The following is a 12,977-nucleotide window of genomic DNA, read 5'->3' as shown; positions in this document are numbered from 1 at the left end:
TGTCAGCGGTTGAGTTTGTCGATCAGCATCGATCGAAGCTGGCGTGCCAGGGTTTCATCGATCGGTCCCAGTACATGACGTGCGGCCTCCGGCAGATGCTCGCCGGCGCGTTCGGCCGGACCGAACACGTAGTGCTCGAAAACCTCGCGCCAGGCCTGCTTCTCGGGCTCGGGCCGATCACGGATGCTCCACAGCGCGTGGTACAGCGCGTGCATTGGCGTCGGCACGTATGCCGGCATGCTGTTCCACCAGTAATTGACCAGCACGTTGAACGGCGCCAGGCCCTGCACGTGATGCCACCACATGCTGGGGATGTAGATCGCGTCGCCCGGTTCCAGCACCACGCTCTGTGCCTGCGCCCAGGCCTGGGCGAAGCGCGGATAGCGCTGCAGGTCCGGATGTTCGAAATCGACCACGCTGACCACCTGCCCGCCCGGTGTCGGGGCCAGCGGTCCCGGGTACAGATGACTGATCTGATCCGGCGGAAACAGGGTGAAGCGGCGCTGCCCGACCGCGCACACGGCGATGTTGTTGGGTGCGTCGTAATGACAGGACGCGGTCACCCGGTTGCCAATCCAGATGCTCGGCGGTGCGTTGACCCCGGCGCTGGCGAAGTCGAGCGGATTGTCCTCGACAAATCCACGCAGATTGGGCTCGACCAGCATCGAGGCCAGATAGAACGTCGGCGGCGACGCATCCTGCATGTGCGCGTGGATCCGCTCCAACAGCCGGTCCAGGCTGCTGCGCTCCACCTGGCAGTTGAGCGCGGTGAAGTCATCGTTGTAGAACGGCCGGCCATTGATGGCGGCAGGGCCGTGCGAATACAGCACCGGCCGGCCTGCATCATGCCCACGCAGATAGGCCATGGCGTCGTCGCTGCCGCGCAGGCCGGCCTCGACCAGCCCCCACTGCCGGGCCACGCCCTTCAACAGCAACGGCTGCGTGGCCGTCTGCAACTGGGACCAAGGCAGCACGCCGGGCTGGCAGCCTGGCAGCTCGCGCACCGCTGCCGGCGTCGGCAGGGCCGGATTCAGGGCGCCTGCTCCGCGGTGTCGGCGATCGCCTGTTGCTGTCGCAACCTGCGTTGCTTTTCCGCCATCAACCGGCGCACGTTGTGCATCGAGGCCAGCATCAGGTACACACCTTCCAGATAGCCGGCCTGGTGCAGCTGGTGCAATGCCTGCGCATCCAGGGCCGCCAGCTTGTCACGGTCGATGCCATACAGCCCGCCGACGTTGACCCGATGGGTTTCATCCAACTGCACGTCAATCGCGAATGGCTGGATCAGCCCGCACGCATCCAGTGCCGCCAGCATCGGCTGGGTCATCTCGGTGCCGTCGCGGATGCCGCGCAGCACGCTGATCACATGTTGCAGGTAGGCGCTGTGGCCGCCCTGCGCGGTGAACACCGCTTCGCCTTCACTGAAACTGGCCCGCGGATGATCCAGATCGACATGGATCACGGGCTCCTGGCGCAGCTCGCCATCGACCTGCTGCTCCTGGAAGCCAATCAGGAACGGCCCCTTGGCCACCGCGCCGGGCAAGTAGCTGGCATTCCAGCGGTCTCCCTGCAGGAACAGGTTCTCGTCGCGTTCGAAACCCAGCAGGGCCACCGACTGCCATTCACCGCTGTCGCGATGCCTGCGCAGGAAGATCGGGTATTCGCGCTGCAGTTCCGCGTATTCGCTGGGAAACGCCGGCAGTACCGCCAACTGGTCGCCCAGCTCGTGTCCAAACCGGGTGATGACGCGCAGATCCTTGTGCGCGACGTTGTTGAGGAGTTCGTATCGGGCCATGGGCAGCGTCAGTAAATTCGAGGGTGTCTATACCGTCACCGGCAGCGGCGCACGGCAGCGCCATGTTTCGGCAACAAAGTGACATTTGCAGAAAAACCCGCGGCCGGCAAGCGTTCCCGCAATAGCGACCGGCAGATGAAGAAAGGGACCGCTGCTTGCGCAGCGGTCCCGCCCTGAAGCGACTTCCGGGGAGGAACATCGCAGGGTTCAGAACTTGTAACGGACCCCCAGCATGTAGCGCGGGCTCTGATCCACCAGCTTCATCATCTGCTCGGAGGTACGGGCGTGCCAGCGCACGTCCTCACCGGTCAGGTTGATGGCTTCCAGGCCCACCGACCAGCGGTCATCCCAGGTGTAGCTGACGCTGAGGTCGAACTGGTCGTAGTCCTCGACGTAGTACGGATTGCGGCTGGAACCCTGGTTGGCCAGGATCAGGTACTCGTCACGCCAGTTCCAGGCCAGGCGGGCCGACCAGCCGTAGTTTTCGTACATCAGCATGAAGTTGGCGGTATCGCTCAGGCCCTGCAGGGCGAACTGGTCCAGGTTCGGATCGCCGCCGTTGTCATAGCCGATGTCGCCATCGACGATGGTGTAGTTGGCGTAGATGCCAAAGCCGCTGCTGCCGAAGAAGTACTGGCCACCCAGTTCCCAGCCATGCAGCTTGGCGTCGTTCTGGTTGACCGGCCGGTTGACGTTGAACATGTACAGCGGGTCATCGGCTTCGCCATAGACGTTGTACGCGGCTTCGGTCGCCAGTTGCTGGGCGCCGGTGCCATCGAACGCCGCCAGGCCGGCTGGGTCGTTGCGCAACAGCGCCAGCGCGGTGAACAACGAGGTGTCGTTGGCCGAACACGCCGCCGCATCGGCCGCCGCGACCTGGGCGGTACAGGCTGCACTGGTGAGGAAGTCCAGTGCCGCCTGCGCGTCCGGTCCGGAGGTCGGATCGGTCAGGCCATACAGCGATTCCTGGCCGACGGTGTTGCCGATGAAGTTGTTGACCTTCTTGTCCCAGAACGTCACCGAGATATAGCTGGCATCGGCGAAGTACCACTCCAGCGCCATGTCGAAGTTGTCCGATTCCAGCGGCTTCAACGCCGGGTTCTGGGCGCTGCCGCTGGCGCGGCTGGACGGGTCGATCAGCACCGAACCGAATGGCTGCTGCGCGCCGGGGCCGGCATACAGGTTGCCAAACGGCGCACGGGCGATGGACTTGCCCAACGAGGCGCGTGCCTTCAACGACTCGGTCAGGTCGATGTCGAAGTCGATGTTGGGCAGGATATAGCTGTAGCTGGCCTTCTCGCTGAAGGGCTGCTGCTCATCGGACAACACGATGCGGAAGTCGTTGTTGGCCTGCCATTCGATCGCCTCGGGAACGGCGATGACCGAGGTCGAGACCACGTCAGTGGTTTCGTAACGCAGGCCGACCCGGGTGTGGGTCATCATGCTGCCCCACTCGCCTTCCAGTTGCAGTTGCATGTACACCGAGTTGGTCTTCTCCTCGACCCGGTTGTCGGCCGAGCGCTGCGGGCTAACCCCGATGCCAACGCCGTAGTTGTCGGCCGCCCATTGGGTCAGGGCGCCGGTATCGCCGGTCCAGGCACCGTTGTTGCTGGCCAGGCTGTAGTCGTCGAACAGGCCGACGATATCGATCGGATGCAGCAGGTCCATCAAGCCGTTGGCGGTGTCCGAATCGACGTTGGCCACGCCCCAGTCACCCAGCGTCGAGTAGGCTTCGGCGGCCTGGGTGCGATGGGTGGTCGACTTGCTGGTGTCGGCACCGAACTGGAAACGGCCGGCATCGAACAGCCATTCGCCGTCCACGCGTGCTTCCTTGACCTCGCTGATCTGGGTCTGCGCATTGACACGCAGCACCTGCGAGCCGATTTCGCCTTCGACAAAGCCCGGGTTGGTCACGCCATTGGTGCCGGCCGCCGCATCGGCGGTGCTCGGGTACCAGGTCTGCGAACCCACTGGCAGGCTGTTGTTGAACCACATTTCCTGCACCCAGGAGCCGCCACAGTGCGGGCCAACGGTGCAGTTGTTGGTGCCGGCGATGCTCATGAAGATCGAGCCACCACCGGTCAGCGGATCGTTCGGCAGGCTCTCGTTCTTGGAGTTGTGCGCATCGAAGCTCAGGTTGAAGTTGTCGCTGACCGCCCACTGCGCATTGAAGCCCAGCGAGCCCAGCTTGTACTTCTGCATGCTGCGCTGCTGCTCAAGACCGAAGTCCTTGGTGCCGGCGATTTCGCGGATGTAGATCGGGGTTGCCACGGCACCGCTGGTGTCGAACTCGACATCGGTGTAGTTGCTGTTCTGCAACCACATGGCCTGTTCGCCACGGTTCTCTTCGATCTCGTTGGTCGAGTAGGTGTAGTCCAGGGTCAGGGTCAGGCTGTCGATCGGCGCGAACTGCAGCACCGCCTGGCCATTGATGCGCTCGCGCTCGAAATCAGCGAATGCGTAACGCAGATCGTTCGGTCGCGCGTACAGATCACCGACACCCGGCGCATTGACCACGTTCGGGTTGCCGGGCATGGTCCCGGTCCACGGCTGCACGTTCCAGTAGTTCTCGGTGGCCTGCACCGAGCCGCCGTGGCGCTTCTGGTAGCTGGCACTCAAGCCCACGCCAAAGGTCTTGTCAGGGTTGGTGTAGCTGAAAATGCCCGACACTTCCGGGGTCAGATCGTTGTCGAACAGCTCCGACTGATCCGACACCACCTTGGCACCGGCACTGGCGACCACGCCGCTGTGGTTGAACGGACGGTCGGTCAACACGTTGATGGTGGCGCCGATGCCGCCGCTGGGCACGTTGGCCTGGCTGGTCTTGTAGACCTCCAGTCCGCTGATGGCTTCGGACGCGAGCTGTTGGAAGTTGAACGCGCGCGTACCACCATCGACGCCGCCGATGGCGACCTGGCCGGCCGCGCCAAAGGCATCCGCACCCGGAATCTGCCGCCCGTTGAGGGTGACCATGTTGAACTGCGGACCGAAGCCACGCGCGGTGACCTGCGCGCCTTCGCCGTCGCGGCGTTCGATCGAGATACCGGTGATGCGCTGCAGCGACTCGGCCAGGTTGGTATCCGGGAACTTGCCGATGTCCTCGGCGCTGATCGCATCGACCACGCCGGCGGCATCGCGCTTGATGTTCATGGCCTGATCCAGACTGCTGCGCAGGCCGGTCACCGTGACCGTATCCAGCGTGGTCGCGTCATCGGTCGATTGGGCCTGCGTCTGCTGCGCCTGCGGCACCTGCTGCGGCTGCGCATCCTGGGCGAAGGCGGGATTGATGATGATCACACCACCGACGATGGTGAACATCGCTTTTGACTTGAAACGCTTCAACTTGTGATTCATGAACGTGTCCTTTGCCCTGGAATTTGAACAGCCAAAGTCATGCCGGCCCGGTCATGCCGAGCGACACCCTCCCGCACTTCGATCTTCAAACCTGTCCCGCTTCTGGCGTTGCAGCCTGTCATCGATCCCACCCCTTGCTCGATTGATTGATCACCCCTCCCCAAGGGGCCCCCGACGGACCACGGCGATCAGCGCGGGTGGATACGATGGCCGTATCCGCGGTTCCCGCCCGAGCGCTGCTGCCGTGCCGACGCCGCTGCAAAAAAACAGCGTCGGACCTGCTTGCAATTGCAACCTTCGATGCCATTCCGGCGTCATTTTGGTAGCGCTAACATTCAGTGCCGCGAAGAGTTATCACGGGCATTTGTGACTGTCACTGTGCAGCGCAGCAACACGGCCGCGGATGTTGACGGTTCCCGCCCGGCAGCGGTGTCAGAGCAATCACGACAATGCTTGCTTAATCAGTGATTTGCGCATTTGACGCATGCGCCAGGCGGCAGTTAAAAATCCGCAAAAAAAAAATGACGGCGCTGTCAATTCGGCTGACAGAAAGCCCTGTTCAGCGACACTACCGCGCAGGCTGCGAGCGCTGTTTTCCGATGCCGATTAGTTGGGTGCAACAGGCTTGCTCGGCGTGCGATTCGATAATCGTCCAGCCAGGACAAAATGTCCACCGGTGTCGTCGGATAATCAGCTGTCAGCCGGCTCGGGCGGCAGCTCGAACACCTGCCGCAGGTAACGGACATAACCGGGGTCGTCGCACATGCTCTTGCCCGGCGAATCGCTGAGCTTGGCCACCGGCTGGCCGTTACACCGGGTCATCTTGATCACGATCTGCAGCGGTGTCGGGCCCAGGTCGTTGGTCAAATGAGTACCGATGCCGAAGGCCAGGCGGCAGCGACCGCGGAAATGCCGGTACAGCTGCTCGACCTTGTCCACGTCCAGGCCATCGCTGAACACCAGCGTCTTGCTACGCGGGTCGGTGCGGTTGGCGGCCAGATGGGCGATGACCCGCTCGCCCCAGCCGACCGGATCACCAGAGTCCTGGCGCATGCCATCAAACAGTTTGCAGAAATACATGTCGAAATCGCGCAGGAAGGCATCCAGCCCGACCACATCGGACAGCGCAATGCCGAGGTCACCCCGGTATTCCCTGGCCCAGCCTTCGAAAGCCGCCGCCTGCGAGTCGCGCAATCGCGGCCCCAATGCCTGGAACGCCTGCAACCACTCGTGCGCCATCGTGCCCATCGGGGTCAGGCCATACCGCATCGCCCATAGCACGTTGCTGGTGCCGACGAACTGCGCGCCCAGTCTGTCGCGCAACTGCGGCAGCAGGCGTGCATGCCAGTCGGCGGAATAGCGCCGGCGGGTGCCGTAGTCGGCGATCGCGCAGGCCTCGGCATCAGGCAAGGCACGCAGGCGCTGGATCTTGTGCTGCAGGCGCCGCTCGCCTTCCTCCCAGTCCGGCTGGCTGGTGTTGCGGAACCAGACTTCGTTGATGATGGCCAGCAGCGGTACTTCGAACAGGATGGTATGCAGCCACGGCCCTTCGATCACCAGCTCCAGCTCACCGGATGCCGCTGGCTGCAGCCGCAGGTACTTGCGGTCCAAGTGGAACAGACCGAGGAAGTCGACGAAATCGGCACGGATGAAGCGCAGCCCGCGCAGATAGTCCAGCTCCTGGGGAGTGAACCGCAGCCGGCACAACCCGTCGATCTGCTCGGATATCTCATCGACAAAGCGTGCCAGATCAATACCCGCTGTCCGGCACTTGAACCGGTACTGCACCGTGGCCGCCGGGTACTGGTGCAGCACCGCCTGCATCATGGTGAACTTGTACAGGTCGGTATCAAGCAGTGATGAAATGATCATGGGCCATTATCGGCCAGCGATGCCGCCGGCGGCAAAATCCTCACTGACGTGGCGGCCGTTGCCAATGTGAACAAGGCTTCGGCTATGGTCTGGAATGTCTTGTCACAGGGAGTATCCGCATGAATCACGGCCGCCATCCGCATTCGGCCAGCCGCAGACAACTGCTGCGCGGCGGCCTTGGCATCGCTGCCGCCGCCTGCGTGCCAGCCTGGGCAGCGCCGCTCACGGTCGCGAAAAACAAAGACCGGCGGTCGCAGCTGATCCTGCTCGGCACCGCTGGCGGGCCAACTCCCAAGGCACTGCGCGCCGCACCGGCCCAGGCGCTGGTGGTGGACGATGTCATCTATCTGATCGACTGCGGCAATGGCGTGGCACGGCAGATGGCATTGGCCGGGTTGTCACCAAGCGCGCTGCGGCACGTGTTTGTCACCCACCATCATTCGGACCACAACGCCGACCTCGGCAACGTGCTGCTGCTGGCCTGGTCGGCCAACCTGTCCACCCCGGTCGATTGCTGGGGGCCGCCGCCGCTGGCCCGGATGCGCCATCACTTCCTGGCCCTCAACGACTTCGACATCCAGACCCGTATCCACGATGAAGGCCGCCCGCCGCTGGCCGATCTGTTCCGGACCAATGAACTGGCGGGACCGGGACTGGTGATGGAAGACGAACGGGTCCGCGTCACTGCCGCCCGCGTGCGCCATCCGCCGATCACCGACGCCTACGCCTATCGCTTCGACTGCCCGGACCGCAGCATCGTGTTCTCCGGTGACACCGCGCCTTCGGACGCGCTGGTGGAACTGGCGAAGGACGCCGACATGCTGGTCCACGAGGTGATGTATCTGCCGGCGCTGGACAAACTGATTGCCAGCGAACCGGATGCCGACCGCCTGCGCCAACACCTGATCGACAGCCACACCACCACCGCCCAGGTCGGACAGATCGCACAGCGCGCAGGGGTCAAGACCCTGGTCCTCAGCCATTTCGTCCCCGGCGGCGACCCCAGCCTCACCGACGCCATCTGGCGCGACGCGGTACGCCCGCATTTCGATGGCGAACTGATCATCGGCAGGGATCTGATGCGCTTGTAACGGTATTTCAAACGGGAGCAGCATCCGATACGACCATCATCTACCAGCACCGCTGCCCGGCAACGCCATCATTCCTCGCCATCGCATCCCGGCGCAAGCCGGACTTTCAACTAGCGAAGGTCGGGCCATCCAAATCGCACGCAGCCTGGAAGTCTGGAACCGGTCTTGCTATCAGCAACCTGGCAAAGGCTGGATCCCGGCTTGCGCCGGGATGACGAGGCTTAGTGGACGCTTCAAGGTCTTTTCAACACTGATTCCTGAAAGATTCTTCAGCAGCCCTTTTCTCAAAAAATCTTTGAGATCGCTCCCTCAAAACCGCTTCAACGCTGCAACCGGAAACAAGAAACAAGAAACAAGAAACAAGAAACCGGAAATCGGAAATCGGAAATCGGAAATCGGAAATCGCCCCAGATCATCGCGAATACGGCAAGCCGTGTCGGACCCCAGCGTCAACCCCGCCCTCGTCTTCCCGCATCCTCGTCTTCCCGGCGAACACCGGCTTTCAACCAACGAATATAGGGTCATCCAGATCTTGTTGCCCGCAGCCTGGAAGCCTGGAACCGGTCTTGCTATCAGCAACCTGGCAAAGGCTGGATCCCGGCTTGCGCCGGGATGACGAGGGTTAGCGGACGCTTCAAGGCCTCTTCAACACTGATTCCTGAAAGATTCTTCAGCAGCTTTTTCCTCAAAACCTCTTTGAGATCGTTCCCTAAAAGCGGCTTCAACGCTGCAACGGGAAACCGGAAATCGCCCCAGATCATCGCGAATACGGCAAGCCGTGTCGGACCCCAGCGTCAGCCCCGCCCTCGTCTTTCCGCATCCTCGTCATCCCGGCGAACGCCGGGATCCAGCCTCTATCGTCAGCCCAATAGAAGAAGGCTGGATGCCCCGACATTCATTGGTTGAGAACCCGACTTTCGGCGCAACGGTGAAGGGGACAGCGATGGGTTGCACTCGATGACAACGACGCCATGCGGTGATGCAATTCCTCAAAACCGCTTCAACACTGCAACCGGAAACCGCGCCCAGATCATCGCGAACACCGCGATGCGCGTGGCCCAACCACGTCGCTTGGCTTCGAACTTGCGGAAATAGCGCCACAGGCCACGATGCTTGTGCCATTCGACGAACAGCGGGTTCGAACGGCTGGACACACCACGTATATGCAGCACCGACAACGCGTTGGCGACGGCAACACAGGCACCGGCAGCACGGGCACGGCGACAGAAATCCAGGTCTTCGGCGTGCAGGCGGTAGCCTTCGTCCAGCCCATGCAGGCGCTGGAACAACGTGCGTGGCAGCAGCATCAAGGCGCCGGAAATCGCCGGCACCGGTTGCAGTTGCAGGTCTGGATCACGCGCGATTGCCAGCTTGCTGGCACGCCCCGGTGCACGCAGCATGGCGGCGAAATCAGGGTCGCGCCGGCGTGCAGCCGGATCCGGCTGGCCGGCCTCATCCAGCAATTCCACCCCGAGCAATGCCGGGTCGTTGACGACGGCCAGCGCGCGCAAGCGCTGCAAAGTGTCCGGCTGCACCATCAAGTCAGGATTGATGAAGGCCAGCCACGACGCAGTGCTGTCGGCCGCGCCCTGATTGCAGGCCGCCGCGAAGCCGGGATTGCCGGGATTGGCGATGTAGTGGATGCGCGGATCGGCCAATGCGTGCCTGCGTATCCGTTCGACGGTGTCGTCGCTGGAATGGTTGTCGACCACGCGAATCTCAGCCACATCGTGTGCGGCCCGCAGACGCTCCAGACAGGCATCGATGGTCGAAGCGCTTTCGAAGGTCACGACGACCGCGGCTATCGCCTCGCTTTCACTTGAACAGTTCACGTTGTCGTTCCGGCAAGCCGACATCGCTGTAGAGATGCCGCAGTTTCTCACGCGCCGCGTGCAGCGGATCGCGCATCAGGAAATTGGCCAAGCGCGGATGCCAGGCCGGCCAGCGCGCGTTGAGCGTGTCCATGTCCTCGCTGGTCGACAGGCCTTCACCACCACGGGCGACAAATGCGGTTTCGCACAAAGCATTTCGCCAGCCAAGCCCGGAGAACCGCAACGAAAGATCGATCAACGCGGCATACCAGGTGGCATAGCTGCTGGTGTCCAGGTCACCGACCTTGCGCCGGGCGTGGCCGCGTATCGCCACCGCATGGGCAACCGCGGCCGGTAGTTCGTGATGCGTTGGCGGCATCGCTGCACAGGCGGCGGCGGTGCGCTCGAAATCAGTAGGCGGCGGCTGTACTTCACCCAGTCGTGGCCAGGCCGCTGCTTCGCCGGCATTGCACCAGGGTGTGGCGGTGGCGATTGATGCATCACGGGCGAAGCAACTGGCCAGTTGCTGCAGCCAACCCGGTAGCGGTTGCGCGTCGGCGGCCAGTACCACCACGTCCATGTCACCGCAGGCCTTGAACATTTCATCCATATGAGCCACCTCGCCGAGCATGTGCTTGCGCCGGGTGTAGTCGGCCTGCAAATGGGTGCGTGTCAGCCAACGCTCGATGATCGCCAGACCGCGCGGGCCAGCCTGGGCATCGTCGGCCAACCAGATGCGGGTGCCCGCAGGGGTGCCCGCATCCAGCGCGCCGAGGCAGGCATCCAGTGCGTCGTCATCGCTGCCGACCGGCAGCAGGATGATCGGAAGGTGGATGCCGGGCGCCTCGCTCATTTCTTCGGCTGGTTCAACGGCTCCATGGCGCGGAAACGACGGCTGTACTCGTCGGTCAGGTCACGTGCTTCCTGCGGATTGCGGACGATGGTGGGCGTCAGCAGGATGATGGTTTCGGTGCGATTGCTGTTGGCAGTCTTGGTACCGAACAAGCCACCGATGATCGGGAGGCGACTCAAGTAAGGCACGCCACTGGAACCGTTCGTCGCGGAATCACTGATCAGGCCGGCGAGCATTACGGTGTCGCCCGCTTGTACCGCGGCTTCGGTCTTCATCCTTCGCGTGTTGATCGTGACATTGCCATTCCGATCAGGTTTGTCACCAGGGCTGCTGACTTCCTGCACGATATCCATGAATACCGTGCCGTCCCTCGTCACGCGGGGGCGTACTTTCAGGATCACGCCGGTATCGATGTATTGCACTTGACTATAGGTGCTGTCGACATTGAGGCCGGGCTGCACGGTAACGGACGAGATCGGTATCCGGCTACCTACGTTGAGCGTCGCTTCCGCGTTATTACGAACAAAGATTGAAGGTGTCTGCAGAAGTCTTACGTCTGTTACCTGATCGAGGGCACTGATGATGGCAGCCGCATTTTTACCCAGAAAGGTCCAGCCCAACCCAGCACTGCCAGTAATACTGCCCGCAATGTCGCCCCAGATGTCCCGGCCTAGCGCTGATGGAAGCGCAGGACCGCCACTGCCGTCGGCATTGAAAGGTGTAGTCACCGCATTCTCGAAGTACCAGTTGACGCCGTAGCTCATTTCGCCCTTGAGGTTCACCTCGGCGATCTGCGCCTCGATGTGCACCTGCAGCGGCATCACGTCGAGCTTCTCGACCACCTGCTTGATCGAACGCCAGGCATTGGCGCTGGAACGGACCAGCAGGGTGTTGGTTTCCTCGACAGCCGAGACGCCAACGGTGTCGCCGTCGACTTTCAGGCTGACGCTGGCATTGCCGCCGCTGTTGCGGTTGAGCGACATCGAGCCTTCACCGAGGTCACCGCTGCTGCCATCACTGCCGCCACCGGCATTGCCGAAGTCAACGCTGCTGTCGCGGCCATCCACGCCGCTGTCGTTGATCTGGACCGGGTCGGTGCCCGGCAGCAGTGACGCCCCGCCGTTGCCGCCCTGATCCTGATCACCACTGCCGGCGCCGAACACTTGCCCCAGCTGCTGGGCCAGATCCTTGGCCTTGATGTACTTCAGTTCGTAGGAAAACAACTGGCTGCCCTGGCTGGCGCCGTCGATGCGGTCCAGCCATTGCTGGATCTGATCCAGGTACGCCGGCTGCGGGGTGATCACCAGCACCGCGTTGGCGCCATCCAGCGGCAGGAACCGGAACATCCCGGCGCTTGGCGACTTGCTGGATTCGCCGAACACTTTTTCCAGATCCGCGACCACCTGGCTGGGACGCCCGGACTGCAGCGGGAACACACCGACCGACATGTTGGACAGCCAGTCGACGTCGAAGATTTCGACGGTGCGCAGATAGTTTTCCAGTTCGCTGCGGGTGCCGGCCAGCGTGATCAGGTTGCGGGTGCTGTCGACATTGACGATGGCATTGGGCCGCGCATACGGCTCAAGCACCTTCTTCATTTCGCTGGCGCTGATGAAGCGCAGCGGCACCACCCGCACTTCGTAGCCGCGTGCATTTTCAGCACCGCCACTCCGCGGCGCGACCGTACCGGCGATGCCGCGTTCGGCCGGCATGATGTTGTAGCGGCCATCGCTGTAGACCATGCGCGCGTTGTTCTCGGCCAGCACCTGCTCCAGCAGGGTCATCGCCTGCGCCGGCGATACCGCGCGCGGCGTGCCCAGGGTCACCGTGCCCTGCACACCGGGGGCGATCACGTAGTTCTGGCCGAGCATGTCGCCAAGGATCGCCTTGACCACGGCGTGGATCGATTCGCCTTCGAAATTGAACGTGGCCGAGCCGCTGCTGGCTCCTCCCAACGAGGGCGGAGCGGCCGCGGCGGCACTGCGGTTGATCATCTGGCCGTTGCCGCGGTGCAGGATGGCCTGCGGGCCGGCGACTGGCTGTTCGCCGGGTTGCAGCGGCACGGTCTGGGCGCTGCCGGGAACCGGCTCGCCGACCACGCTGGTCTGTGGCGCATTGCGTTGCACGTCGGGTACCGGCGCGGTGACGCAGCCGGCCAGCAGAGTGGCGACAAGGGTTATCAGGAACACGCGTGACTTCAT

General features: G+C 63.0%; 9 protein-coding genes. 1 reads left to right on the top strand and 8 read right to left on the bottom strand.

The features are described 5' to 3' along the window. Positions 1–2: 2 nt before the first annotated feature. The 4 genes from ABB29_RS09390 to pncB form a co-directional block, all read right to left on the bottom strand. Positions 3–1,022 carry a cupin-like domain-containing protein gene (locus ABB29_RS09390; RefSeq protein WP_057658407.1) on the bottom strand — a complete coding sequence of 340 codons (1,020 nt, stop codon included), beginning with the start codon at positions 1,020–1,022 and terminating at the stop codon, positions 3–5. Positions 1,023–1,030: 8 nt separating this feature from the next. Further along, positions 1,031–1,795, bottom strand: coding sequence for a SapC family protein (locus ABB29_RS09385; RefSeq protein WP_057658405.1), 765 nt, complete (start codon positions 1,793–1,795; stop codon positions 1,031–1,033). Positions 1,796–2,002: 207 nt separating this feature from the next. Then, on the bottom strand, positions 2,003–5,149 hold the full coding sequence (locus ABB29_RS09380; protein WP_057658402.1) for a TonB-dependent receptor: 3,147 nt from the start codon (positions 5,147–5,149) through the stop codon (positions 2,003–2,005). A 690-nt stretch (positions 5,150–5,839) separates the two neighbouring features. Next, complete coding sequence (gene pncB, locus ABB29_RS09375; protein ID WP_057658400.1) at positions 5,840–7,021, bottom strand: nicotinate phosphoribosyltransferase; 1,182 nt, start codon at positions 7,019–7,021, stop codon at positions 5,840–5,842. A gap of 119 nt (positions 7,022–7,140) precedes the next feature. Between pncB and ABB29_RS09370 the strand changes: the two genes are divergently transcribed. Next, positions 7,141–8,112 (top strand): MBL fold metallo-hydrolase, encoded by a 972-nt coding sequence (locus ABB29_RS09370; protein WP_057658398.1) that lies wholly within the window; start codon positions 7,141–7,143, stop codon positions 8,110–8,112. Positions 8,113–8,684: 572 nt separating this feature from the next. On the opposite strand, the gene ABB29_RS09365 is transcribed toward ABB29_RS09370, so the two are convergent. The 4 genes from ABB29_RS09365 to gspD form a co-directional block, all read right to left on the bottom strand. Continuing rightward, positions 8,685–8,873 carry a hypothetical protein gene (locus ABB29_RS09365; RefSeq protein WP_057658396.1) on the bottom strand — a complete coding sequence of 63 codons (189 nt, stop codon included), beginning with the start codon at positions 8,871–8,873 and terminating at the stop codon, positions 8,685–8,687. 228 nt (positions 8,874–9,101) lie between these two features. Next, on the bottom strand, positions 9,102–9,944 hold the full coding sequence (locus ABB29_RS09360; RefSeq protein WP_245622589.1) for a glycosyltransferase family 2 protein: 843 nt from the start codon (positions 9,942–9,944) through the stop codon (positions 9,102–9,104). After that, positions 9,928–10,776 (bottom strand): glycosyltransferase family 2 protein, encoded by an 849-nt coding sequence (locus tag ABB29_RS09355; protein WP_057658393.1) that lies wholly within the window; start codon positions 10,774–10,776, stop codon positions 9,928–9,930. The genes ABB29_RS09360 and ABB29_RS09355 overlap by 17 nt, the downstream gene beginning before the upstream one ends. Beyond that, positions 10,773–12,977 (bottom strand): type II secretion system secretin GspD, encoded by a 2,205-nt coding sequence (gene gspD / locus ABB29_RS09350; RefSeq protein WP_057658391.1) that lies wholly within the window; start codon positions 12,975–12,977, stop codon positions 10,773–10,775. The genes ABB29_RS09355 and gspD overlap by 4 nt, the downstream gene beginning before the upstream one ends.

This window comes from Pseudoxanthomonas dokdonensis, from assembly GCF_001431405.1.
Taxonomy (GTDB): domain Bacteria; phylum Pseudomonadota; class Gammaproteobacteria; order Xanthomonadales; family Xanthomonadaceae; genus Pseudoxanthomonas_A; species Pseudoxanthomonas_A dokdonensis.
The sequence above is the reverse complement of the archived record's forward strand: the minus strand, read 5'-3'. Positions and strand labels throughout refer to the sequence as shown.

Coding starts and splice junctions, on each gene's coding strand:
- ABB29_RS09385 (WP_057658405.1), bottom strand. CDS start 1,795: ATGGCCCGATACGAACTCCTCAACAACGTCGCGCACAAGGATCTGCGC.
- ABB29_RS09380 (WP_057658402.1), bottom strand. CDS start 5,149: ATGAATCACAAGTTGAAGCGTTTCAAGTCAAAAGCGATGTTCACCATC.
- pncB (WP_057658400.1), bottom strand. CDS start 7,021: ATGATCATTTCATCACTGCTTGATACCGACCTGTACAAGTTCACCATG.
- ABB29_RS09370 (WP_057658398.1), top strand. CDS start 7,141: ATGAATCACGGCCGCCATCCGCATTCGGCCAGCCGCAGACAACTGCTG.
- ABB29_RS09365 (WP_057658396.1), bottom strand. CDS start 8,873: ATGATCTGGGGCGATTTCCGGTTTCCCGTTGCAGCGTTGAAGCCGCTT.
- ABB29_RS09355 (WP_057658393.1), bottom strand. CDS start 10,776: ATGAGCGAGGCGCCCGGCATCCACCTTCCGATCATCCTGCTGCCGGTC.
- gspD (WP_057658391.1), bottom strand. CDS start 12,977: ATGAAGTCACGCGTGTTCCTGATAACCCTTGTCGCCACTCTGCTGGCC.